This is a genomic window from Actinomyces sp. oral taxon 169 (assembly GCF_013394715.1).
In the GTDB taxonomy this organism is placed as follows: Bacteria; Actinomycetota; Actinomycetes; order Actinomycetales; family Actinomycetaceae; genus Actinomyces.
On record NZ_CP058259.1, the window covers coordinates 2413526 to 2437987 of the forward strand.

Annotated in this window: 20 protein-coding genes; 7 read left to right on the forward strand and 13 right to left on the reverse strand. The window is 70.0% G+C overall.

The features are described from left to right. Positions 1-3: 3 nt before the first annotated feature. From nuoF to HW274_RS10210, 7 genes are all read right to left on the reverse strand, one after another. Positions 4-1335 (reverse strand): NADH-quinone oxidoreductase subunit NuoF, encoded by a 1332-nt coding sequence (gene nuoF / locus HW274_RS10180; protein ID WP_075254322.1) that lies wholly within the window; start codon positions 1333-1335, stop codon positions 4-6. After that, positions 1332-2102, reverse strand: a complete 771-nt coding sequence (nuoE, locus tag HW274_RS10185) for an NADH-quinone oxidoreductase subunit NuoE (protein ID WP_075248452.1) — start codon at positions 2100-2102, stop codon at positions 1332-1334. The genes nuoF and nuoE overlap by 4 nt, the downstream gene beginning before the upstream one ends. Next, a complete protein-coding gene (locus tag HW274_RS10190; protein ID WP_075254323.1) occupies positions 2102-3490 on the reverse strand; it encodes an NADH-quinone oxidoreductase subunit D in 1389 nt (462 codons plus the stop codon). The genes nuoE and HW274_RS10190 overlap by 1 nt, the downstream gene beginning before the upstream one ends. Further along, positions 3490-4266, reverse strand: coding sequence for an NADH-quinone oxidoreductase subunit C (locus HW274_RS10195; RefSeq protein WP_075254324.1), 777 nt, complete (start codon positions 4264-4266; stop codon positions 3490-3492). The genes HW274_RS10190 and HW274_RS10195 overlap by 1 nt, the downstream gene beginning before the upstream one ends. Beyond that, the gene (locus tag HW274_RS10200) at positions 4263-4877 is read right to left on the reverse strand and encodes an NADH-quinone oxidoreductase subunit B (RefSeq protein ID WP_178385014.1); all 615 of its coding nucleotides are present in this window, start codon (positions 4875-4877) and stop codon (positions 4263-4265) included. The genes HW274_RS10195 and HW274_RS10200 overlap by 4 nt, the downstream gene beginning before the upstream one ends. Before the next feature lie 62 nt (positions 4878-4939). Next, positions 4940-5299 (reverse strand): NADH-quinone oxidoreductase subunit A, encoded by a 360-nt coding sequence (gene ndhC, locus HW274_RS10205; protein WP_003787163.1) that lies wholly within the window; start codon positions 5297-5299, stop codon positions 4940-4942. After that, positions 5296-6597, reverse strand: coding sequence for a geranylgeranyl reductase family protein (locus HW274_RS10210; RefSeq protein ID WP_075254325.1), 1302 nt, complete (start codon positions 6595-6597; stop codon positions 5296-5298). The genes ndhC and HW274_RS10210 overlap by 4 nt, the downstream gene beginning before the upstream one ends. Positions 6598-6974: 377 nt before the next feature. On the opposite strand from HW274_RS10210, the gene HW274_RS10215 reads away from it, so the two are divergent. Both HW274_RS10215 and HW274_RS10220 read left to right on the forward strand, forming a co-directional pair. Then, positions 6975-7700: a demethylmenaquinone methyltransferase gene (locus HW274_RS10215; RefSeq protein WP_075254326.1), complete on the forward strand. Its 726-nt coding sequence runs from the start codon at positions 6975-6977 to the stop codon at positions 7698-7700. Between the two features lie 34 nt (positions 7701-7734). After that, positions 7735-9096 (forward strand): isochorismate synthase MenF, encoded by a 1362-nt coding sequence (locus tag HW274_RS10220; protein ID WP_075254327.1) that lies wholly within the window; start codon positions 7735-7737, stop codon positions 9094-9096. 23 nt (positions 9097-9119) lie between these two features. Here HW274_RS10220 and HW274_RS10225 read toward each other — a convergent pair whose 3' ends face one another. The 3 genes from HW274_RS10225 to HW274_RS10235 form a co-directional block, all read right to left on the reverse strand. Next, entirely contained in the window at positions 9120-10820 is a 1701-nt protein-coding gene (locus tag HW274_RS10225) for a S1C family serine protease (RefSeq protein ID WP_185988735.1), read from the reverse strand. Positions 10821-11031: 211 nt separating this feature from the next. Next, complete coding sequence (menD, locus tag HW274_RS10230) at positions 11032-12801, reverse strand: 2-succinyl-5-enolpyruvyl-6-hydroxy-3-cyclohexene-1-carboxylic-acid synthase (protein ID WP_075254328.1); 1770 nt, start codon at positions 12799-12801, stop codon at positions 11032-11034. A 124-nt stretch (positions 12802-12925) separates the two neighbouring features. Then, complete coding sequence (locus tag HW274_RS10235; RefSeq protein ID WP_185988736.1) at positions 12926-14026, reverse strand: o-succinylbenzoate synthase; 1101 nt, start codon at positions 14024-14026, stop codon at positions 12926-12928. A 215-nt stretch (positions 14027-14241) separates the two neighbouring features. On the opposite strand from HW274_RS10235, the gene HW274_RS10240 reads away from it, so the two are divergent. Both HW274_RS10240 and HW274_RS10245 read left to right on the forward strand, forming a co-directional pair. Further along, the gene (locus HW274_RS10240; protein WP_256692480.1) at positions 14242-14814 is read left to right on the forward strand and encodes a hypothetical protein; all 573 of its coding nucleotides are present in this window, start codon (positions 14242-14244) and stop codon (positions 14812-14814) included. Between the two features lie 102 nt (positions 14815-14916). Beyond that, positions 14917-15501, forward strand: coding sequence for a hypothetical protein (locus HW274_RS10245; RefSeq protein WP_185988737.1), 585 nt, complete (start codon positions 14917-14919; stop codon positions 15499-15501). A gap of 282 nt (positions 15502-15783) precedes the next feature. Here the strand turns inward: HW274_RS10245 and HW274_RS10250 are convergent, their stop codons facing one another. From HW274_RS10250 to HW274_RS10260, 3 genes are all read right to left on the reverse strand, one after another. After that, positions 15784-16659 (reverse strand): glycine betaine ABC transporter substrate-binding protein, encoded by an 876-nt coding sequence (locus tag HW274_RS10250; protein ID WP_075254332.1) that lies wholly within the window; start codon positions 16657-16659, stop codon positions 15784-15786. 66 nt (positions 16660-16725) lie between these two features. Beyond that, positions 16726-17604 carry a proline/glycine betaine ABC transporter permease gene (locus tag HW274_RS10255; protein WP_075254333.1) on the reverse strand — a complete coding sequence of 293 codons (879 nt, stop codon included), beginning with the start codon at positions 17602-17604 and terminating at the stop codon, positions 16726-16728. Next, positions 17604-18833 carry a glycine betaine/L-proline ABC transporter ATP-binding protein gene (locus HW274_RS10260; RefSeq protein WP_075254334.1) on the reverse strand — a complete coding sequence of 410 codons (1230 nt, stop codon included), beginning with the start codon at positions 18831-18833 and terminating at the stop codon, positions 17604-17606. The genes HW274_RS10255 and HW274_RS10260 overlap by 1 nt, the downstream gene beginning before the upstream one ends. Positions 18834-19478: 645 nt before the next feature. Between HW274_RS10260 and HW274_RS10265 the strand changes: the two genes are divergently transcribed. The 3 genes from HW274_RS10265 (at position 19479) to HW274_RS10275 (ending at position 24436) form a co-directional block, all read left to right on the forward strand. Beyond that, the gene (locus HW274_RS10265; protein ID WP_256692481.1) at positions 19479-20690 is read left to right on the forward strand and encodes an ROK family transcriptional regulator; all 1212 of its coding nucleotides are present in this window, start codon (positions 19479-19481) and stop codon (positions 20688-20690) included. A 97-nt stretch (positions 20691-20787) separates the two neighbouring features. Further along, positions 20788-22998 (forward strand): 1,3-beta-galactosyl-N-acetylhexosamine phosphorylase, encoded by a 2211-nt coding sequence (gnpA, locus tag HW274_RS10270; RefSeq protein ID WP_075254335.1) that lies wholly within the window; start codon positions 20788-20790, stop codon positions 22996-22998. 145 nt (positions 22999-23143) lie between these two features. Then, positions 23144-24436, forward strand: a complete 1293-nt coding sequence (locus HW274_RS10275) for an extracellular solute-binding protein (protein ID WP_081376237.1) — start codon at positions 23144-23146, stop codon at positions 24434-24436. The last annotated feature ends 26 nt before the right edge of the window (positions 24437-24462 follow it).

Sequence of the window (24462 nt, forward strand, 5' to 3'; positions counted from 1 at the left end):
GGCTCACCGTGCGCTTTCGAAGACGGAGGAGGCGGCGTAGGGGAAGAGCTCGCCGGCGGCGGCGGTGTAGCCGGCCTCGAACTCTTCGCGGAACCGCTTGATGCCGGTCAGCACCGGGGTGGCGGAGGCGTCACCCAGGGCGCAGAAGGAGCGTCCGGCGATGTTGGAGGCGATGGACTCGAGCTTCTCGACGTCGCCGGGCAGACCGCGCCCCGCCTCCAGGCGCAGCATGATCTGGCGCATCCAGTAGGTGCCCTCACGGCAGGGGGTGCACTTGCCGCAGGACTCGTGCTGGTAGAACTCGGTCCACCGGGTGACCACACGCACCACGGAGACGGTCTCGTCGAAGACCTGCAGGGCGCGGGTGCCCAGCATGGAGCCGGCCTCGGCCACGGACTCGTAGTCCAGGGGGACGTCGAGCTCGTCGGGACCGAAGATCGGCGTCGAGGAGCCTCCCGGCACCCAGAACTTCAGCTCGTGGCCGGGGCGGATGCCGCCGGAGAGCTCGATGAGCTCGCGCATGGTGATGCCGAAGGGGGCCTCGTACTGGCCGGGGTGGGCCACGTGGCCGGAGACGGAGAAGATGCCGTGGCCCTTGGACTTCTCGGTGCCCATAGTGGAGTACCACTGGGCGCCGCGGGCCAGGATCGCCGGGACCGAGGCGATGGTCTCAACGTTGTTGACCACCGTGGGCCGGGCGTAGAGGCCGGCGACGGCGGGGAAGGGCGGCTTGAGGCGGGGGTGGCCGCGGCGGCCCTCCAGGGAGTCCAGCAGGGCGGTCTCCTCACCGCAGATGTAGGCGCCGGCCCCGGCGTGGGCGGTGATGCGCAGCCGCTGCTGGCCGTCGAGGCCGAAGCCGGTGTCCAGCAGGCCGGACTCGGTGGCCTCGCGCACGGCGCTGAGCAGGCGGCGGTAGACGTGGGGGACCTCGCCGCGCAGGTAGACGAAGGCGTGGTCGCCGCCGATGGCGCGCGAGGTGATGGCGATGCCCTCGATGAGCGCCTGCGGGTTGGACATGATCGTGGGAATGTCCTTGCAGGTGCCCGGCTCGGACTCGTCGGCGTTGACCACGAGGTAGCGCGGGCCGCCGTCAACCGGGGGCAGGAAGGACCACTTCAGGCCGGTGGGGAAGCCGGCGCCGCCGCGTCCGCGCAGGCCGGAGTCCTTGATGAGGCCGATGAGCTCCTCGCAGCTGAGGGTCTTGGCCTTCTTGAGGCCCTCGTAGCCGCCGTGGTCGAGGTAGGTCTGCAGGGTCCAGGAGCGCTCCTGGTCCCACAGGTCGCTCAGGACCGGGCTGAGGGTCCCCGGCGCGGTGTAGGTGGCGGTGTCACTCACTTGGTCTCCTCCTTCGGCGCGGTCCAGCCCTGCTCGCGGGCGATGCGCAGGCCGCGCAGGGTCGGCTCGCCGGGGCCGCGTCCCTCGTCGGTGCGGCCGTCCTCGAAGCCGGCCAGCAGGCGCTCGTTCTCCCGGAAGGTGGGGACGGTCTCGGGGCCGCGGGTGGGGGCGACGTCCTCGCCGCGCTCGAGGGCCTTAATCATGGCGACGGCGGAGTCGGGGGTCTGGTTGTCGAAGAACTCCCAGTTGACCATGACGACGGGGGCGTAGTCGCAGGCGGCGTTGCACTCGACGCGCTCGAGGCTGATGGTGCCGTCCTCGCTGGTCTCCTCGGCGCCCAGGCCGGTGTGCTCGGTGACCGCCTTCCAGATCTCGTCCCCGCCCATGACGGCGCACAGGGCGTTGGTGCACACGCCCACGTGGTAGGTGCCCACCGGGTGGCGGCGGAACTGGCTGTAGAAGGTGGCCACGGCGCTGACCTCGGCCCGTTCCAGGCCGAGCCGGGCGGCGCACAGGGCGATGCCGGCCGGGGAGACGTAGCCGTCCACGGACTGGATGAGGTGGAGCATCGGGATGAGGGCGCTGCGCTCCTTGCCCGCCGGGTAGCGGGCGATGATCCGCTCGATGTCGACCTGGAGGCCCTGGGCGACCTCGGTGCTGTATCCGGCGGCCACGGCGGCTTGCGCGACGGTGCCCACCGGGCCGACCGCGCTGACGGTGGCGATGGTCTCGACGGCCGGGTTGACTGCGTTCTCGGTGGTGCTCATCAGCGGTCCACGCCTCCCAGGACGGGGTCGATGGAGGCCAGGGTGGGCACGAGGTCGGCGATCATGCCGCCCTCCCCCATCATGGCCAGCGACTGCAGGTTGGAGAAGGAGGGGTCGCGGAAGTGGACCCGGTAGGGGCGGGTGCCGCCGTCGGAGACGGCGTGGACGCCCAGGATCCCCTTGGCGTGCTCAACGGTCTGGTAGACCTGCCCGGCCGGGACCCGGAAGCCCTGGGTCACCAGCTTGAAGTGGTGGATGAGGGACTCCATGGAGCTGCCCATGATCTCGCGCACGTGCTCCAGGGACTGCCCCTGGCCGTCGGTGGCGATGGACATGCGGGCGGGCCAGGCGATGGTCGGGTCGGCCACCATCGTAGTGTTGGAGGGGTCGTCGCCGCGGGCGGCGATCTCCTCGAGGCGGTCCAGGCACTGGGAGACGATCTTGAGGGACTCGTAGGCCTCGTCCAGGCGGATGCGCAGGCGGTTGTAGCAGTCGGAGACCTTGTAGGTGGGGACCCGGAAGTCGTAGGTCTCGTAGCCGCAGTAGGGGTTGGTGCGCCGCAGGTCCAGCGGGTAGCCGGCCGCGCGCAGGCAGGGCCCGGTCAGGCCCAGGGCGAGCCCTCCGGCCAGGCTGATCTCCCCCACGCCGATGAAGCGGGACTTGAGGATCGGGTTCTCCAGGAGCAGCAGCTCGAGCTCGTGGATGTCCTTCTTGATGTCCGGCATGACCGAGCGCACGAACTCGGTGAAGCCCTCGGGGATGTCCTGGGCCAGGCCCCCGGGGCGGATGTAGGCGTGGTTCATGCGCAGCCCGGAGACCATCTCGAAGGCCTTGAGGATGTTCTCGCGGCAGCGGAAGGCGATGGTCATGAGCGTGGTGCCGCCCATCTCGTTGCCCCCGGTGCCCACGGCCACGACGTGGGAGGCGATGCGGTTGAGCTCCATGAGCAGCACGCGGGTGACGGTGGCCTTCTCGGGGACGTCGTCGGTGATGCCCAGGAGCTTCTCGACGGCGAGCGCGTAGGCGACCTCCTGGAAGAAGGGGGCCACGTAGTCCATGCGGGTCACGAAGGTCTCGCCCTGCACCCAGGTGCGGTACTCCATGTTCTTCTCGATACCGGTGTGCAGGTAGCCGGTACCGACACGGACCTCGGTGACGACCTCGCCGTCGGCCTCCAGGACCAGGCGCAGCACGCCGTGGGTGGAGGGGTGGACCGGGCCCATGTTGAGGACGATCCGGTCGTTGCGCAGGCGGTCGGCCTCGTCGCGCTCGGCGATCTGGGCGACGACGTCGTCCCAGTCCCCGCCGCTGACGGTGAACTGCTCGGCGCCGGCGGACAGCTCATCCGTGGCGGGGCCGGAGGCGCGGAAGGTGCTTGCGGTGCTCATCAGCGGTAGGACCTCCGGGTGTCGGCGGGCGGGGTCTGGGCGCCCTTGTACTCGACGGGAATACCGCCCAGCGGGTAGTCCTTGCGCTGGGGGTGGCCCACCCAGTCGTCGGGCATGGCGGTGCGGGTCAGGTGGGGGTGGCCGTCGAAGACGATGCCCATGAGGTCCCAGGTCTCGCGCTCGTGCCAGTCGTTGCCGGGGTAGAGCGAGACGAGGGAGGGCACGTGCGGGTCGGTCTCGGGACAGGCGACCTGCAGGCGCAGCTGACGTCCGCCGTGGGTCAGGCTCATGAGCTGGATGCAGGCGTGCAGCTCGCGCCCGGCCAGCTCGGGGTAGTGGACGCCGCTGACGCCCAAGCACAGCTCGAAGCGCAGGTCCTGGTCGTCGCGCAGGGGGCGGGCGACGTCGAGCAGGTGCTCGCGGGCGATGAACAGGGTGAGCTCGTCGTGCTCGATGACGACCTTCTCGATGGCGACGGCCGGGTCGATGCCGGCCTCCTGGAGGTCCTCGATGAGGGCGTCGACGACGTCGTCGAACCAGCCGCCGTAGGGGCGCGCGGCGGCGGGGGCGAGGGTGACGACGCTGCGGTGCTCGCCGTAGCCGGTGGTGTCACCGGCGTCGGAGGCACCGAACTGGCCGGTGGGGGCGGCGATGACCTCCAGGCGCAGCTCGGGGCGCACGGGGGTGCCGGCGACCTCGGGAACGGCGGGGACCTCGGGGGTCTCGGTCAGGGCCTCGGAGCCCGAGTCGTGTCCCGGGGCGTTCTTCTCACTCATGCCAGCAGGCCCTTCATCTCATGGGTGGGGGTGGCCGACAGCGCGGCGGCCTCGACGGCGCGGGCGATCTCCTCGCGGTGCTTGAACAGTGGCTTCTTCTCGATCTGGCGGGTTAACTCGAGCATGGCGTTGAGGAGCATCTCGGGGCGCGGCGGGCAGCCCGGCAGGTAGATGTCCACCGGGACGATGTGGTCGCAGCCCTGGACGACGGCGTAGTTGTTGAAGATGCCTCCCGAGGAGGCGCAGGCGCCCATGGAGATGACCCACTTGGGCTCGGGCATCGAGTCGTAGACGTTGCGCACGATGGGGGCCATCTTGTGGGAGACGCGGCCCGAGACGATCATGACGTCGGCGTGGCGCGGGGAGGCGCGGAAGACCTCCCAGCCGAAGCGGGCCATGTCGAAGCGGGGGGTGCCGGCGGCCATCATCTCGATGGCGCAGCAGGCCAGGCCCATGGTGACGGGCCACATGGAGCGGGCCTGGGCCAGGCCCGCGAGCTTCTCGACGGTGGTCAGCAGGAAGCCCGGGCTGTCCACCTCGGCGGCAGCGGCGGCGTAAGGGTCATGGCGCTTGGAGGGGATGGACGCCATGTAGGCGTTGTGCTTCTTCATGCTCTTCACTGCTGTGTTCTCCTTGGGATCGTCGGGCTGGGTCCTGGCCGGTCAGAGCGGCTTCAGTCCCAGTCCAGTCCGCCGCGACGCCACTCGAGGATGTAGGGCACGGTGATGAGGCCGATGAACAGGACGGCCGCCCCCAGCCCGAAGAAGCCCAGGCGCCCGAAGGCCGTGGCCCAGGGGTAGAGGAAGACCACCTCGACGTCGAAGATGATGAAGGTCATGCCCACCAGGTAGAAGGAGACGGGGAAGCGCCCGTGCTCGGTGTTGGCGGGGGTGGGGTCGATGCCGCACTCGTAGTTGGCGACCTTGACCCGGTTGCGCCGGGCGGGGCTGATGATGGCGCTCATGGCCAGACCGCCGACGGCCACCAGGAGGGCCAGCGCGGCCATGATGAGCAGGGAGGCGTAGGGGTTCATGCTTCCGGCACCATCCTTGTCAGGAGCTGGATGAAGTGGTCGATTCCGTCGCCGCCGCGGCGCTCCCACCCGTCGGACAGGAGCTTGGTGACGAGCTTCATGAGGCGCTTGCGCGGCAGCCCGTAGCGGGTGCACAGGCGCATGACCTCGGGGTGCTCGATGAGGGCGACGAAGACACGGCCGAGCGTGTAGTAGCCGCCCATCTCGGAGCTGAGGGCCTTGGGGTACTGGGCCAGGACCTGCTCACGGCCGGAGGTGGTCGTGCGGGCGGTTGCCTGGGCGGCGGCCTGGGCGGCCAGGCGGCCGGACATGAGGGCCTGGGCGATACCCTCGCCGTTGAAGGGCGAGACCATGCCTCCGGCGTCGCCCAGCAGCATGAGGCCGTCGGCGTAGTGCGGCTTGCGGTTGAAGGCCATGGGCAGGGCGGCGCTGACCAGGCCGCCGACCTGGTTCTCCTTGGTGAAGCCCCAGGATGCCGGGACGTTGTCCATCCAGCGGTTGAACACGGCGCGGTAGTCGATGGCGGTGGCCTGGGCGCGCGAGGAGACCGAGCCGAGTCCGACGTTGACCAGCCCCTCCCCCACGGACCAGATCCAGCCGTAGCCGGGCAGGAGGTCGGACTTGCCGGGCGCGCCGTCCCACAGCTCGAGGCGGGACTCCATCCAGGCGTCCTGGGCGCGCGGGGAGCGGAAGTAGGCGCGCACGGCCACGCCCATGGGGCGCCGCTCGTTCTTGGTACGCCCGACGGCGGTGGCCAGGCGGGCCGAGACGCCTCCGGCGTCGATGACCAGCGGGGCGGTAAAGGTGGTGGGCCCCTCGATGCCGGGGTAGGCGACCCGGTTGGTGGGGCGGGCCTCGACACCGGTGACGCGGCCGGTGGGAGAGGTGACGGGGGCGGTGACGGTGACGCCGGTGAGCAGGCGGGCTCCGGCTGCGGCGGCGTGCTCGGCCAGGTCGCGGTCGAGCAGGGCGCGGGGGCGGGCCATCCCGTAGGAGGGGAAGGATGCCTGCTCCGGCCAGGGGAAGTGGAGGAGGTGCCCGCCGCCGATGACGCGCAGGCCGCGGTTGCGCTGCCAGCCGGTGGTGTCCATCCCCATGGAGACCAGCTCGCGTACGGCCGAAGGGGTCAGGCCGTCCCCGCAGACCTTGTCCCGGCCGAGCTCCTGCTTCTCCAGGAGGATGACGTCGAGGCCGAGAGTGGCCATGTGGTAGGCCGCCGAGGATCCGGCCGGGCCGGCCCCGACGACGATGACGTCGGCAGCGGCGGAGGCGCTGGAATGGGCGGCTGCCTGGGTCACTCGGGCCTCCCTCCTCGGCACGTCTGGTACAGCGGGCGTTGTCATAGGCATCACAGTTGGCACCGTAATGCAGGCCCCACACGGGGCGGAGCCTGTGCCGACTGTACCCAGGCGGCCGACACCTCCATGACGAGAGCGTCGAGACGGGCGGTGAACCGCGGTTTTCGTTGACATGACGGCGTTCCTCTGAGAACTCCCCGCCTCAACGACAGATGGCGGCACCCCAGAATTACGCTGCAAGTGAGTGACGAATTTCAACAGTGTCGGACGGGACCTGCGTCCTAGAGCGCTGCCGGCGCGGTCGGAGGTCGGCTGGGAGCGGTCTGCAGCACGCCTCGGCGGCCAGACCGCGGTCGGGATTTGCGATGATGAGCCCCATGAGCCGATCCCCCCTTCGAGCCAGCCTCGCCAAGGACCCGCGCGAGGTCGCCGGGATGTTCGACGCCGTCGCGCGCCGCTACGACCTGTCCAATGACGTGATGAGCCTGTTCCAGGTGCACATGTGGCGCCGGGTGACGCGTGCGGCCGTCGCCGCGCGGCCGGGGACGCGCGTCCTGGACCTGGCCGCGGGGACCGGCACCTCCTCGGTGGAGTACGGCGCCGACGGCGCCGAGGTCGTGGCCTGCGACTTCTCCACCGGCATGGTGGCCGAGGGCAAGCGCCGCCACCCCGAGATCGCCTTCGTGGCCGGGGACGCCACGGCGTTGCCCTTCGCCGACGAGAGCTTCGACGTCGTCACCATCTCCTACGGGCTGCGCAACGTGCAGGACACGGCCCGGGCACTGTCGGAGATGCGCCGGGTGACGGTGCCGGGCGGGCGGATCGTCATCGCGGAGTTCTCCACCCCGGTCTGGCCGGCCTTCCGCCGCCTGTACCGCTTCTACCTGGGCAGCGCCCTGCCGGCCGCCGCCCGCCTGGTCTCCTCCAACACCGAGGCCTACGACTACCTGGGCGAGTCGATCCTGGCCTGGCCGGACCAGCGCGAGCTGGCCGGCCTCATGCAGGAGGCCGGCTGGCGGGGCGTGGGCTACAAGAACCTCTCCGGCGGGATCGTCGCGGTTCACCGGGCCACGCGGCCCGTGCCCGTCCGAGGCGATCAGTGAGAACCGGCCTGAGCAGCGGCCTGGGACCGACGTCGTGAGGGCCGAGCACTGCCGGGTCGCGCCGCCACGCCTGTCCTTCCGCACCCACGAGCTGCCCGAGGGCGCACTGGAGGGGCTCGCGCTCATCGACCTGCTGGTAGGCCGCGAGGATGTCAGCTCCTGGGTGCACGAGGGGCACGGACTCATCGGCCTGGGCCGCGCCCTGGTGATCGAGGCCCACGGGGCGGATCGCATCGAGGCGCTGCGGGCCGCGTGGCGGGCCGTCGTCGGCGCGGCCTGGTGGCGCGATGCACTGGTCCGCCCCGGGACCGGGCCGGTGGCGCTGGGTGCGATCACCTTCTCCCCCAGCTCCGAGCAGTCCTCGGTCCTGGTGGTTCCCGAAGTCCTCGTCGGGTGCGACGACTCCGGCGCCTGGCTGACGACCGTGGTGTCCGGGGCTGACGACGGGAGCGAGCCGGAGCACCCGGATCCCGAGATGCTCCTGGGGGCGATGACGGCGCAGGCCCGCGCGGCGGCTGACCGGGCGCCAGCCGGCGACGACGGGGAATCCGGCGGGACCACCGCCGTTGAGGCCGGGGCGCTCAGCGAGGAGCAGTGGTGCCGGGCGGTCTGCGCCACGCAGGAGCGGATGCGTGCGGGGCAGGCCCGCAAGGTGGTCCTGGCCCGCGACGTACTGGCCTACCCGGCCGCGCCGCTGCCCACCGGAACAGTGCTGCAGCACCTGGCCCGCGACTACCCCTCCACCTGGGTCTTCGCCGTCGACCAGATGGTGGGGGCCAGCCCTGAGCTGCTGCTGCGCCTGCGGGATCGGCGCCTCATGAGCAGGGTGCTGGCCGGTACGGCCCGCCGGCACGCCGGCGAGGACGCCCTGGCGACCGCGCGTCTGGCGTCCTGGCTGGAAGGCTCTGAGAAGAACAACCGGGAGCACGAGCTGGCGCGGGACTCGGCGATCACGGCGCTGGATCCGCTGTGCTCGGTGGTGGAGGCCCCGGCCCGTTTCGTCCTGACGCTGCCGAATGTGCTGCACCTGGCCAGCGACGTCACCGGGGTGGTCGCCGGGGACACCGGGGCGCTGGCGCTGGTGGACGCGCTGCACCCGACGGCGGCCGTGTGCGGGACGCCGACTCAGGCTGCGGCGCGCCTCATCGAGGAGGCCGAATCCATGGACCGGGGGCGTTACGCCGGCCCCGTGGGCTGGGTGGACTGGCACGGCGAGGGCGAGTGGTGCATTGCGCTGCGCAGCGCCCAGCTGCCCGAGGCAGGCCCCGGACCACGGTCCCCCGCCAGAGTGTTCGGAGGCGGCGGCATCATGCCGGACTCCGAGCCGGTCGACGAGCTGGCGGAGACGACCGCCAAGATGCGCCCCATGCTGGGGGCGCTCGGCGTGCGTCTCTGAGACGACTCTGGGCGGCTATCGCGTCAGGAATCCTTGCGCTCGGCCAGGGTCACATCGATGTCCTGCTTCTTGGAGTCGCGGATGATCGTGAGCTTGACCTTGTCGTTGGCGGAGTACTGGCGCACGTAGCCGGTGAGAGCCGACCCCTGGGCGGTGGTCTTGCCATCGATGGCGATGACGACGTCGTTCGTCTTCAGGCCGGCCTTGTCAGCCGGCGAGCCGCTTTCGACCGAGGTGATCTTGGCGCCGCCGCGCTTCTCGCCGTCGGCCGTGGCGCCAGCCGTGTCGAGGGTGACTCCCAGGTAGGCGTGCGTGGCCGTCCCGGACTTGATGAGCTGCTTGGCGACCTTATCCGCCAGCTTGACGGGAATGGCGAAACCGATGCCGATGCTCCCCGAGCCTCCCTCGCTGCTGGAGCGGCTCATGGTGGCGATGGAGCTGGTGATCCCAATGACCTGCCCCTTCTCGTCGAAGAGGGGGCCGCCGGAGTTGCCGGGGTTGATGGCGGCGTCGATCTGGATGGCGTTGGTGTAGACCGCGGAGCCACTCGATCCGTCCTCGCTCTGGGAGTTGACGACGGGCCGGTCGAGGGCGGAGATGATTCCGGTGGTGACGGTCGAGGACAGGCCCAGCGGGTTACCGATCGCCATGACGTCCTGCCCCGTGGCCAGCTTGTCGGAGTCACCGAGCTGGGCGACCGTGAGGTTGTCGGGGGCGTCCTTGAGCTGGATGACCGCCAGGTCGGTGGCGGGATCGGTACCGGTGGTCTCAGCGTCATAGACGCGGCCGTCAGCCAACGTCACCTGGATCTTGGAAGCGCCCGCCACCACGTGGTTGTTCGTGATGATGTGCCCCTCCTTGTCGAAGATGACTCCGGAGCCCAGGGCCTCGCCCTTGTCCGTGGCGACGGCGATGGAGACGACGGCGTTGGACACGGCGGCCGAGACGGCCTCCCAGTCGGGGGCCTGGCCGGCGCTGTTGACGGTCTTGGTCGTGCTCCCGGTGGCAATGGCGGTGGGCGCCGTCGAGGAGTGCGATGAGGCGTGTCCACCGCGAGCATCCATGTACCTGACCGCGGTCACAGCCCCACCGGCCCCCAGCAGGGAGGCGACCAGCACGGAGGCGACCAGGGCGAACCAGCCCGGCCCCCGCCGGCGCCTCGTGGTGCCGCTGTCAGCGCCTGTGGCCTTCGAGGCCGCATAGAAGGACTCCCCGGTGGGAGCGCCGGCCGGCGCGTAGCCACCGGGCGTCGTCGGGACGCTCATGTAGGGCGAGCCGACATGTGTCTGCTGCCCCTGGTAGGGCTGCTGGGCGGATGAGTAGCTGGACGGCGCCGCCTGCTGCACCTGAGGAGCGGGGTACTGGCCCTGAGGCTGTTGCTGCGGCTGGTAGGACGGCTGCTGGGGCTGGTACTGCCCCTGGGCGGGCTGCGCGTAGAGCGACGCGGACTGCTCCGCGGGAAGCTGCGAGGTGGGCGGCTCGGCGGGCAGCTGCGAGGTGGGCGGCTCGGGATGGGAGGCGTCGGCGGTGTAGGCCTGGGAGAGATCCGCGTAGCCACCGTGGTCCTCGATCGCGCTCGCGCCCTCGCTACCGGAGGCCGCCGTTGCCGGGCTGGCCTGGCTGCTGGCGGACCAGGAGTCGACACCGGAGTGAGCGCTGTCTGCCGCTGCCTCGGGCTCAGTGGGCCGGTATGCCTCCGGGTTCGTCTCGTCGTATCCGCTCATCTGTGCTCCTCCTCGGGCGTGTCGCCCTCTCAGATCCACGGGTAGCCAACACCAGGGCTCTGTGCCGTTTCCGATGATTCCCTGAGGCTGCGCTGTGGATCGTGTAACCGTTGTATCGCAGCGGGCTGAGAGTCCGGCGGTGGGCTCGGGGTGAGCCGGGTCCACCGCCGCGGGTCCTATCCCGCTGGCTGCCGTCCATCTCTATCGTCGTTCATGTTGTCACGGTGTGAGGACCGTGCCTTGTGGTCTCCCAGACGACGACGCTCACGCCGTCGACCGGTTCAGCCAGGAGTCCCCGGAGGGCCTCGACATCATCGGGGACATGGACGCGGGCCCCCAGGGCTGCGGCCAGCGCAGCGATATCCGCCCGCTGAGGGGCGGTGAAGAGCCGTTCGAACCGACCCGCTGGCGTGGTGCGGGCGTACTCGAGGTGGGAGAAGATCGCGCCCCCGCCGTCGTCGACGACGATCACCTGCAGGTCGGCCTCCTCCTCGCGCACGCCCCGGTTCAAGGACATGGCGTCGTGGAGGAAGGCGAGGTCACCCATGACGGCGCGAACCGGTTCCCCTGAGGCCATCCACAGTCCGATCCCGGTGGCGATGGTGCCGTCGATGCCCGCCAGGCCGCGGTTCGCGACCGCCTTCGGGGCGGCGGCGCCGGGCTGGGCGAGTCGGTCCAGGCGCCGCACCGTCATGGACGAGCCCAGCAGGAGGGTGGGGGCGCCGGGGGCCTGGCTGGCCTCCCACACGGCCCGAGCCAGGGCGTCGCCGCTGCTGGAGCGGTCCGGTTCGGGAAGATCCGCCACGGCCCTACGCCAGGAGTCGGTCCAGGCCGCGTCGGCGCTCTCCAGGCCCAGGGAGGCGACTAGACGGGCCGAGCGGAGGGCGGCGTCGTCTGGCTGGTGATCGGGACCATCCATGGGGACGACCCGTCGAGCCCGCCCGGAGACGTCGGTCCACCGGGCGCACTCGGTCAGGACGGTGACGTTGAGGTCCTCGCGCCCCAGTAGCGCGGTGATGGAGCGGCTGAGGCTGGGGTGGCCCAGAACGAGGAGGTGCTCGGCCTGCTGCGCGAGCGCGCGGCCCGCAGGGGTGCCCAGCAGCTCGGCGTAACGACTCAGGGCCTGCGGGCCGCTGCGGGCCTGGGAGGTGGGTTCGGCCAGGAGTGGCCAGTTGAGGTGCTCGGCCAGAGACCTGGCCATGGAGCCGACGGCGGGGTGGGCGGTGTCACCGGCAACGACGATCCCCCTCCCCTGCGCGGAGGAGCCACTGCCGGCCGGCCGGCCGGCACCGGCCTCCGGGGCGCAGGCCGGTACTGCTGCCGGGGCAGCCGTCGCAGCTGGCGGGGAGGGCGGCGCCGGAGCGAGCGGCACCGCATCCTCCGCTGTGTCCTCCGCTGCGCCCTCCACTGCGCCCTCCGCTGTCAGGGGCGGACGGAAGCGGGCGTTGATCTGTGCCGGCCCGGGATCCCGACTGAGGGTCCCGGTGGCGGCGGCGACGGCGCGGCGCACCTGCCCTGCGATGGCGGCGTCGGCCGCGTGGCCCCCGAGGTCGGCGGCCAAGTCGGCTGGCAGGTCCACACCCAGGCGCAGGGCCGGTACGAAGAGCTTGGTCTGCTCGGTGGTCTGGCTGGCGCCGGTGCCGACCAGCTCGTGGGGCCGGTCGGCGCTGATGACGAGCAGGGGGATACCGGCGGCGTCGGCCTCGCTGACGGCCGGGTGAAGGTTGGAGACGGCCGTACCCGAGGTGGTCACGACGGCGGCGCAGCGGCTGTGCCCGTTCAGGGCGTGGGCGCGGGCGACCCCCAGGGCGATGAAGCCGGCACTGCGCTCATCCAGCACGACGCGCAGCCGTAGGCGCCCGGCGTCGGCGGCGTCGGCCAGGGCCTCCGCCAGCGGGGCGCTGCGCGATCCCGGGCACAGGACGACCTCGCGCACGCCCTCGGCCAGGAGGGCCGCCACGAGGCTGCGCGCGTCGGCCATGGCGGGCGGGAGCTGCGGGCGCTCCGGGGAATCGGTCACAGGGGCGAGGATACGAGAGCGCATCGCCGGTACTGCGCTGCGATTGGTCACAGTACGGTGAGCCCTGCGCACGGCGGGGGTGGGGCTACAGCGGCAGCCCGGCCACGGCCCGGCTGGGGTCGCGGGCCTCGCGCTGGCGGCGGGCGTGCAGGGCGCTGGCCAGGTGCAGCAGGCGCGTCTGCCAGTGCTTGGTGAGGTAGGGCCCGGCCTTGACCTCGTTCAGAAGGCGTTCGGAGACGGGGGCGGCGGCGTCCAGACGCAGGGTCCCGTTATTGGGGTGAACGCTGGGCTCGGCGACGTCCTGGGTCAGCAGGCGCGTGGTCCCCAGGCCGCAGGCGTGACTGAGGGAGGGCAGGCTGAAGGCGAGGGTGGCTCCGGCCATGATACCCACGGAGGTGTCCAGGGCGGAGGAGACGACCGCGGGCAGTCCGAGGCGTTCGGCCATGTCCAGGGCCCGGTGCACCCCGCCCAGCGGGGCCACCTTGAGGATGGCGACGTCGGCGGCGCGCCGGTGGACGATCTCCAGTGGGTTGGCCGACAGCCGGATCGACTCGTCGGCGGCGATGGGCACGTCGACGGCGCGGCGCAGGTCGGCCAGGTCGTAGACGGTGGCGCAGGGCTGTTCGGCGTACTCCAGCCCTCCGGCGGCTCGGTCCATGAGGGGCAGGTTCTCGCGGGCGGTGTCCAGGTCCCAGGCGCCGTTGACGTCGATACGCATCTTGCCGGAACGCCCCAGGGCCGAGCGGACCGCCTCGAGGCGCTCCAGGTCCGCCGAGCGCTTGTCACTGCTGCCGCTGACCTTGACCTTGGCGGTCCTGGCACCCGAGGCCCGCACCAGATCGGAGGCGTCCTGGGCGCCGACCTCGGGGACGGTCACGTTGACGGAGATGGTCTCCCGGTAGCGGGGAAGAAGGGAGTTTCCCAGGGCCTGACACAGTCCGGAGGCGAGCCAGGGCGCGCTGGCCTCCAACCCGTAGTCCCAGAAGGGCGCGACCTCGCCCCAGCCCCCGGGGCCGTGGAGCAGGACGCCGTCGCGGCGGGTGATGCCGCGAAACGGCGTCGTCAGAGGAATGTCCCAGACGACCGCGCGGTCGATGCGATCCAGCAGTCCGGTGGAGTCCTGAGCATGAAGAGAGGCGATGTCGATCTCGCCGTTGGCATGCTGATGGTCCGGACTCACGGGCACAGAATACGCACGATCTTCAATCAAGACGACGAAACCGGGACAAGGGTGGCGGGGCCCACCTCGGCAAACATCCACAGGGCTGCGCACCGGACTGTCCGGCGCCGTCTCGCGCCCCTGTGCCGGCGTCGAGCGCGGCCGTGAGCGCAGGCCCCTGTCCGCAGGCCTTTGTAGAATGGCTCGTGCGGTTGAATTCGCGATCACACCGAGGGGAAGCCATGAACGAGGGCAGCACGGGGGCGGGGGACGCAGGGCGCCGTCATTGGAAGCCCGTCACGCCCGTCTCCGCGATGGTTGTGGGCCGCCTGGTTCTCGGGCTGCCCGGCGCCGTCGGCCTGACGGTCATCGTGCTGGTCTGGTCGGCGCTGACCCGCGCCGGGCTGGGTTTCGGCAGGGCGTGCTTGTTCTCCGTGGTGGCGGTGGCGATTCGCGAGCTCATCGACGCCTCGGCCCACCGGCTCATCATGCGGGCCTGGCGCTCGAGGGATCCGCACGGCCTGCTGCTGACGATCATCGCCGCGACCTGCCCCGCGGTCGCGGGATTCCTGGCCGCTCGCCTCCTCGCCCTGGCGTCGACGACGGCGCTGACGGTTCTCACGTGGCTGCCGTTCATGGCCTTCGTCGCTCTCATTGAGAGGCCGTGGGACGCCTCGCTCGGATACGACGCCCTCCAGGAGCGCATCCATCAGCCCCAGCCGATCCCGCCGGAGTACGTCACCGCCGACTTCCGCGACGCCCGCAAGCACCTGCCCCAGCTCCGCCGCATCGCACTGACCCACGCGGCGCTGTAGCCGTCAGACGGACCCCGACAGCCCTCAACTGCGACGACGATCACAGGCTTGCTAGGGTGAGAGAGCGTCATCTGTGAGCTTGTAGCGTCGGGGGAAGGGCATATGAGCACACGCAACGTCACCAGCACACCAGACCGCCCCTGGAAGCCGGCCGTCCCCCTGTCAGCGGTGATTGGGGGAAGAGTCTTCCTGGGAGTCCTCGAGTCACTCGCTGTCGGAGTCGTGCTGGCCATCTGGTCCGCCCTCACTCGCGCCGGACTCACCTACGACCAAATCTCAGGATTCGCCATTCTGGCGACCGCGGTGAGAGAAACACTCGACGCAGCATCAATGCGCCTGACCATGCGCATCCGACGCACCAACGACATGAGCACGGCGCAACGGATCCTGTCCGCCCTCATCTGCCCGGCCATTTGCGGAGCAGCGGCGGCCATGGTCTTCGCACCGCACCGTCTCACTCACCTGACGCTGCTGACCTGGGCGATCTTCCTGCTCATCTCCTGCGCAGTGGATCGGCCATGGAAGACACCGATGTCCTATGAGGAGATGAAGGAACGCGGCCGCCACACCCGACTGATGACGCGGGAGCACTTCGCCGAGGAGATCGCCGATGGCCGGATGACCTTCCGCCCCATCGACGACGAGGGCTACTACCTCGACGAGGACGGTAACCGCATCGAGGACTGAGAGCCCCCGCTCGCGGTCGCTGCGCCCAGAGCGCGAGTCGCGGCGGCGCCGGTCCTGGCCGGGGACATTCCACGCGCGCGGGTGCGATTTCTTCCGACCGGGGACGTCCTGCGCGCGCGGGGACCGGATTGTGGTCCCCGACGGCGTCGAATGCCCCCGGCTGGAGCAGGCCGCACCCGGCCGCGTGGAATGTCCCTGTCGGTGGGCCCACCCCGTACTGGCCGGCGGGCCCGACCGCACCGCCTGGCGGACACCCCACCCAAACCCTTCGACTCTCCGGCGTCAGGACTTCTTGAAGTCGTACTGCGGGTGCTTCTTCGACCAGGCGATGGCGGCCTCATCTTCCCGGCCCTCGCCGTAGGTGTTGACGACGAGGTCCTCGAGGCTGCCGTAGGTGGCCTCATCCATCTTGATGGAGCCCAGCCACTTCGCGATCTCCGGGTAGTCCTGCACGAAGCCCTCGCGCCCCAGGAAGTGAAGCCCCTCCCCCTTACCGAGCGCGCCCTTGGGATCCTTCAGGTCCCGCATGCCATAGGTGGTGTTCGCCCAGAAGGGGTGCCACAGGGTCACGACGATCTCCTGCTTGGCATCGACGGCCTTCTTGAGCTCGGCCAGCATCCCGGTGGTGGAGGAGGTCAGGAACTTCATGTCCCCCAAACCGTAGGCTGGGATCACGTCCTCCTGAGACACCTTGGTCAGACCCGCACCCGGCTCGATACCGATGATCTTGTTGCCGATCTGCGAGGCGTGTGGCTTGATGTCCTCGATCGACTGCATGGAGGAGTAGTCCGGGACGGACCAGCACAGCTGGGCCGAGTCGTAGTAGGTCCCCAGATCCTCGATGTAGGTGCGGTACTTGTCCATGTAGCTCTTCTGGGTGACGTCCGGCCACGCAGAGGGGAAGAGGTCGACCGCCCCCTGGCTGAGGCCCGCATACAGCGGTCCGGCCTCACTGAGATCCATGAGCTTGATCTGGTAGCCGGCCTTCTCCAGCTGGGTCTTGATCAGGTGGGTCATGGACAGCCCATCGCTCCATGACGGAAGAAACCCGAGACGGAGCCGCTTGCCCCCGCCCGAACCCTTACCGCAGGCGGACAGGGCGCCCGACGCCGCCAGAGAGGCCAGAGCGGCGGTGAAGGTGCGGCGGGAGGTCTGCATGGTGTTCCTTCGATACGTGCCCGACGCCGGTGAGGGCGAAGTGGAAAAGCGTCGTCGAGTCATGGGTCACCGCTTCTTGATGAGTGAGAGCAGCGAGCCCTTCTCCCGCGGCGCCCCGAGGGCCGCGGTCACCCGGTCCAGGTAGATCGCCAGGAACACGATGGACAGACCCGCCTCGGTGCCCTTGGCGATGTCGATCGTCGCGAGCGCCTTGACGACCTCCTTCCCCAGGCCGTCGGCACCGACCATGCCCGCGATAACAGCCATCGACAGGGCCAGCATGATGACCTGATTGACGCCCGCCATGATGGTGGGGACGGCCAGGGGCAGCTGGATGCCCCGCAGGATCTGCCAGTCGGTGGCGCCGAAGGAACGCCCCGCCTCCACGGTCTCCTTGTCCACCTGCTTGATGCCCAGCTCGGTCATGCGCACCCCGGGGGGCATCGCGAAGATGAGCGTGGCGAACATCCCGGGCACCACCCCGATGGAGAAGAACAGGACCGAGGGGATGAGGTAGACGAAGGCCGGCATCGTCTGCATGAGGTCGAGGACCGGACGGATCAGGACGCTGACGTACTTGTTGCGGGCGGCCCAGATTCCCAGGGGGATGGCGAAGATGAGGGCGGTCAGGGTCGCCAGGGTCACCAGGACCAGCGTCTCCATCGCGTTGACCCACTGCCCCAGGGAGATGATGACGAGGAAGGTGATGGCAGTCCCCACCGCCAGCCTCCACGACTTCGCCATCCAGGCGATGAGGACGAAGACCACCACCATGAGCAGCGGGGGAACAGCCAGGAGCAGGTCCACGAGGTTGTCGTTGACCAGGGTTCCGGCCCGGGAGATCGCGCTGAGGAAGCCATGGAGGTGGACCTGGATCCACTCAATGAGGACCTCGACCGCCGAGCCCAGGGGAATCTTGGGAAGAGGAGTGTGTACGGGAATCATCAGGCGTCGGCTCCTTCGGCCTCGGTGGTCTCACTGGCCTCGCCGGCCTCCTGGTTCTGCTCACTGATGGCGGCCAGCAGGGTGACGCGCGGGATGACGCCGGAGATCCGTCCGTCGTCGTCGACGACGACGATGGGGGCGGCGTGCTGCGCGGCGTGGGCGAACAGCTCGTTGACGGGGGTCGAGTGCGACACGACCGGCATCTCGTGGATCGTGGACAGCGGCAGCGCGTCGGAGCCCTCCTTGACCGCCCGGGCGACGTCGTCCTCCCAGACATAGCCGAAGGGCGTGCGGTCGCGGTTCTGGACGAGCAGCCACGGCGGCTGGTTCTCCCGCAGGAGCTTGTGGGCGGCGCGGGGGCTGCGGTCCGAACCCAGGACCGCGTACGGGGGCTCCGCGATGGAGCCGGCCGTCAGGACCCGGGTGCGGTCGACGTCGGCCACGAACCGGGAGACATAGTCGGAGGCGGGGTCGCGCAGGATCTCCTCGGCGGTGCCGACCTGCTCGACGCGGCCGTCGCGCATCATGGCGATGCGGTCCCCTAGGCGCATGGCCTCGTTGAGGTCGTGGGTGATGAAAAGGATCGTCTTGCCGAGCTTGCCCTGCAGGTCGATGAGCTGGTCCTGCATCTCCCGGCGGATGAGCGGGTCGAGCGCGGAGAAGGCCTCGTCCATGAGCAGGATGTCGGTCTCGGCGGCCAGGGCCCGGGCCAGGCCGACCCGCTGACGCATACCGCCCGAGAGCTCACCGGGCTTGTAGCCGCCCCAGCCCTCCAGGCCCACCAGGGACAGGGCCTCCTCGGCCCGGCGCTCGCGCTCGGAGCGATTCACGCCCTGGATCTCCAGGCCGTAGGCGGCGTTCTCCCCCACCGTCCGGTGCGGCAGGAGGGCGAAGTTCTGGAAGACCATGGAGACGCGCTCACGACGCAGCTCGCGCAGCTTCGACTTCGAGACGTGCGCCAGGTCCTCCCCGTAGAGGGTCATGCTGCCGGCCGTGATGGGCAGCAGACCGTTGACCATGCGGATGAGGGTGGACTTCCCGGAACCCGACAGACCCATGACCACGAAGATCTCGCCCTTGTCAACGTCGAAGGTGGTGTCGATGACGGCGGCGGTCTGCCCTGACTTCCTCAGCTGGTCCCGCGTCCTGCCGGCCTTGAGCTTCTTGACGCCGTCGGACGGTCTCCGCCCGAAGACCTTGTAGACATGGTTGGCCTCAATGACTTTCACTGCACTCCTCACGATCTAGCTCCTAGCCTGGCCGCGAGGGTCCGGAAGACGAGTTGTGAGAGCCGCGTCCGGACCCAGCGACGACGGCAAGCCCGTTTTATAGTCCTGCGCAGTGTTCGAGTGGTCAATTTGAGTAGGCGCAGAATCCCGCGATTTCAGGGGACCTCAGGCCTTGACACGCCCGTGGGCGTGTCCAGTGCCACGCCCGCAGAACGGGGCAGGACCCGCCTGCCGCACGCGGCCCGATACCACCGTCCACAAGCACCGAGAATGCTTGAAATCATCACGAACATCGAACCTTCCCCGATGTCCCACACAGCACGCACACAAACGCGTCACATAACCAACAACGTCCGCACACGCAACTGGAACTCCGCAGAGCCCTGAGGTGTGATAATAGTCATATTTACTTCGCAGGCTTACTCCGTCCCTCAGCGGAACAAACATGGCACGCACCCAAACCCCCTCCCCTCTCGTCTGGAATCACTACGCTGAGGGGCACGCCCGCGGTCCGCAGGACCAACCGGGACACCGATGGAGGAGGGAACTGACGTGCCGGCTGCAGGATGGATCCCGGCAGGCGGTCCAGACCTCTGGGGAACCCTCGGGGGCCCGGGCACACACAGACCCAAGGCCCACGCCGACGTGCGCATCTCGAACATGTCGCTCATCCTGCGCCACCTCCAGATGAGTCCCGCCCTGTCGCGCACACGCCTGGCGCGCGAGACGGGGCTGTCCAAGGCGACGGTCTCGACCCTCGTGGCCGAGCTGTGCGCCCGGGGCCTGCTCACCGAGGAGGAGCCGGATCTGTCCGGCAACGTCGGCAGACCGAGCACGGGCCTGCGCCCGGCCCCCCGTACAGCGGCCGGCATCGGCCTGGAGATCAGCGGGGCATCGCTGCTCCTGTCCGTCACGGACCTGACCGGAGAGGTCATCGCGCGCCACTGCGAGCTCGTCGCCGACACCGGCCACAACCCTGACACGATGATCGAGCATGTGGCGGCCATGTTGTCCCAGGCCCTGGAGCAACTGACGCAGCAGGGGACGACAGTGCCGGGCATCGTCCTGGCCCAGCCCGGGATCATCGACTACGCCGACAACACCGTGCGCTACTCCTCCACCCTGGAGTGGCACGACGTCGCCGTGGCGGACCGGGTCCGCGACGCGGTCTCCCGCCGCATCGGCCGTGGCCGGAGCGTCCCCGCCATCACACTGGAGAACGACGCCAAGCTCGCCGCACTGGCCACCTATGAGCGCTACGCGCAGGACGGGGTGCGCAACCTGCTCTACCTGTCGGGAGGTGAGGGGATCGGCGCCGGCATCATCTCCGACGGCCACCTCCTGCGCGGCTGGCTGGGCCTGACCGGCGAGGTCGGCCACATGCCCGTGGAGCCCGATGGCCTGGAGTGCCGGTGCGGGCGGCGTGGCTGCTGGGAGACCCGCTCCGGACTGCAGGCCCTGACCTCGGCCTACCCGCCGGGCGACGCGGCGCGTGACGAGACGACCTCCCTGGATGAGCGCATCGAGCTCCTGCGCCGGCGCTTCGACGCCGGGGACGCCGAGCTCACCCGGAGGCTGGAGCTCTCCCAGCGGGCGCTCGCGCGCGCCCTGGCGATCCTCACGGACGTCCTCAACCCTGAGGTGATCGTGCTGTCGGGGTACCTGGCCACCTTCGCCGACGTGTTCGTCCCCCCCACCGCCTCCGCCCTGAGGGATCGGCTGCTGGACCAGCGCGCCGCCGTGAGGCTGGAAACCTCCCACCTGGGCCAGTGGGCCTCGTCCTACGGGGCGGCCCTGGTGGCGCTGGAGTCCGTGCTCGACAACCCCACCCTGGTGGATCTCAGACCCGCATCCTAGGTGCCACCAGGCATATCGACCGCCTCGCCAGTGGCGGACGGGCGCCGCATGCTGTAGTTTGTTCGGAGTTCAGACTATTCAGCCCGAAGGAGTGCTGATGTCTCTCCAGACCCAGCCCGCGGCGCCGCTCCCCTCTCAGGCGGGGGGACGCCTCACCCTGCCGATCCAGACCGGCATGGATGAGGAGGTCCGCCGCCTCATCGCCCGCCTGGGCGCCGACGCCGTGCGGAACTCCGATGGCACCGAGCTGCCCGGCATCGTCTCGGAGCTGGCCACCAAGGTCTACTCCACCTACTTCGTGGGCCGCGGCGACAACGCCTGGGCCGACGCCCACCCCGATGAGGCCACCCGGATCTTCCTCATGTCCGACCGGGTCGCCGCCACTGCCGACGGCCCCGTGAGCATCGACCTGCTGGCCTCCTGGTTCGCCGACCAGGTCCGCCCCGACACCGCCTGCGACGTGACGCGCTGGTGGCAGGCCCACGACCGCACCACCGGCCAGGAGCTGCCCGCCACCGCGTGGAGCATCGAGGCCGACGGACGTACGGTCACCGTGCACGAGGCCCTCGCCGGGCACGTCTACACCGTCAGCTTCCTGGCGATCCAGACCTGGGACCCCACCCAGATGTACAACTACCTCACCAACGGTTGGGACGAGGACCCCACGCGAGTCAAGGACAAGCCCTTCGACGTGCGCCACGAGGCCACGTGGTCTCACGTGCGCGCCCACCTGAGCGCCTGGCTCACGGAGCACCCCGAGGTGGACGTGGTCCGCTTCACCACCTTCTTCTACCACTTCACCCTCGTCTACGGCGCCGACGCCACCGAGCGCTTCGTCGACTGGTTCGGCTACTCCGCCTCGGTGAGCGTCCCCGCCCTGGAGGCCTTCGAGGAGGAGTACGGCTACCGCCTGACCGCGGAGGACTTCGTCGACGCCGGCTACTACAACTCCCCCTTCCGGGTCCCCACCCGCGCCTTCCGCGACTGGATCGACTTCCAGCAGCGCTTCGTGTGCTCCCGGGTGCGCGAGCTGACCGACGCCGTCCACGCCCAGGGCAAGGAGGCGATGATGTTCCTGGGCGACAACTGGATCGGCACCGAGCCCTATGGCGAGCACTTCGCCACCACCGGTCTGGACGCCGTCGTCGGCTCGGTCGGATCGGGGGCGACCTGCCGGATGATCGCCGACATCCCGCACGTGCGCTACACCGAGGGCCGGTTCCTGCCGTACTTCTTCCCCGATGTCTTCCACCCGGGGGGCGATCCCGTCTCCGAGGCCAACCGCAGCTGGCTGGAGGCCCGGCGCGCCATCGTGCGCTCCCCCCTGGACCGGATCGGCTACGGCGGTTACCTGTCCCTGGCCGTCGAGCACCCCGACTTCATCGACCGCGTCGAGCAGATCGTCTCGGAGTTCCGCTCCATCCACGAGCGCTCCGCGGGGCTGCGTCCGCTGACCCCCGGTTTCAAGGTCGCGGTCGTCAACTCCTGGGGCCGTCTGCGCTCCTGGATGACGCATATGGTCGCGCACGCCCTGTGGTACCGCCAGACCTACACCTACCTGGGGGTCCTCGAGGCGCTGTCGGGGCTGCCGGTGGACGTGGAGTTCCTGTCCTTCGACGACGTGCGCGCCGGCCTGGCCCCGGACGTCAAGGTCCTCATCTGCGTCGGCGCCGAGGGGACCGCCTTCTCCGGGGGCGAGCAGTGGGCGGATGCGGAGCTGGTGGCCGCAGTCAGCTCCTTCGTGGCCGACGGCGGCGGCCTCATCGGGGTGGGGGCTCCCAGCGCCCGCCCCGCCCACGGGGTCACCTTCCAGCTCGCCGACGTCCTGGGAGTGGACCGGGAGATCGGCTGGGGCCTGAGCACGCGCCGTCGTGCTCCCGAGGTGGAGGAGCACTTCATCACCCGGGACCTGACCGGCGGCCTCGACGACGGCGAGGGCACCCCCGACGTCGTCGTCACCAGTCCCGCCACCCGGGTGCTCGACGCCGCGGACGGCCAGGTCCGCCTCGCGGTCCACGAGCTGGGGAGGGGCCGGGCGGTCTACGCCACCGGGCTGCCCTACAGCGCCCAGAACTCCCGGCTGCTGCACCGGGCCATCTTCTGGGCCGCGGGACGCCAGGAGGAGTTCTCCGCCTGGGTGGCCCTCGACCCCCGGGTGGAGGTGGCCGCCTACCCCGATGGCCGCACCACCCTCGTCATCAACAACTCCCTGGAGCCCGTCACCACGACGGTGCCGACGCCCCAGGGCCCCCGGACGGTCCGTCTGGAGGAAGGAGGGCACCAGTGGCTCACCGCTGCCTCGCAGTGAGCACCCCCGTTCCATATCCACGCTCCACTCACAGGCGCGCGCCCACAACACCGACAGCGCCGACAGCTCTCTGTCACCGCCCCGCCGCGCCCCCGCTCCTTCCGGCAGACGCCGGGCCTTTTCAATGACGAAGAAGGAAACTCCCATGAAGAAACACGCACTGGCCGCCTCGCTGCTCGCCTTCGCGATGCTCGCCGCGGGCTGCTCGGCCACGACCGGTTCATCCGGCTCGGCCTCCTCCGGCGGCGTCATCCACTACCTGCACCGTCTGCCCGACGGCGAGGGGATGACGAAGGTCAACGACATCGTGGCCCGCTGGAACGCCGCGCACCCCGACATGAAGGTCGAGGCCACCAAGTTCGACGGCAAGGCCGCGGACATGAACGTCAAGCTGGAGAACGACGTGAAGGCCGGAACCGGCCCCTGCCTGGCCCAGGTCGGCTACGCCGAGATCCCCAAGCTCTATACCTCCGGCCTTCTCACCGACGTCTCCGCCCAGGCCGAGAAGTACAAGGAGCACTTCTCCGAGGGGTCGATGTCGCTGATGACCGTGGGCAAGACCGTCGTCGGTCTGCCGCAGGACTCCGGCCCGCTGGTCTACTTCTACAACAAGGCAGCCTTCGACCAGCTCGGGCTGAAGGTGCCCACGACGAGCGCCGAGCTGGCCGAGGTCGCCAAGAAGGCGGCCGAGCAGGGCAAGTACGCCCTGGCCTTCGAGCCCGACGAGGCCCCCAACACCCTGGCGGGCCAGGCGGCCGCGGCCAATGCCCAGTGGTTCAGCGCTGAGAACGACAAGTGGAAGGTCAACGTCTCCAGCCCCGAGACCGCCAAGGTCTCCTCCTTCTGGCAGGGGGTCCTGGACTCCAAGACGGCCCTCGTGGCCAACCGCTGGGACGACTCCTTCGGCAAGGCGCTGGTCGACCAGCAGCTCATCGGCACCATCGGGGCCGCCTGGGAGGGCGCTCTCCTGGCCGACACCATGAAGGACTCCCCCAATGCCGGGTCCTGGGCGGTCGCCCAGCTGCCCGCCTTCGGCGACAAGGCCATGTCCGGTCCCGACGGCGGCTCGGGCGTGGCCGTCCTCAAGGGCTGCTCCAACCCCGAGGGGGCCATGGCCTTCAACGACTGGTTCAACACCCAGGTCGACGACCTGGCCACCCAGGGACTGGTCCTGACCGCGAAGGCCCCGGTGAAGACCCCGCAGACCATCTCCACCTTCTTCGGGGGGCAGGACGTCTACGCCGAGTTCACCAAGGCCAACGCGGCCGTGAACTCCAAGTTCGGCTTCATGCCGACCTGGCCCTCCCTGGCCGACCCCATGACCAAGGCCGCCGAGGCGGCCGGGAAGGGGACCGGCAAGGTCGATGAGATCTTCCAGGCGGCCCAGAAGACCTCGGTCAGCTCCCTGAAGGACGCCAACCTGCCCGTCGCCGAGTAGGCGGTCGAGCACAGCCCACCTGCAGA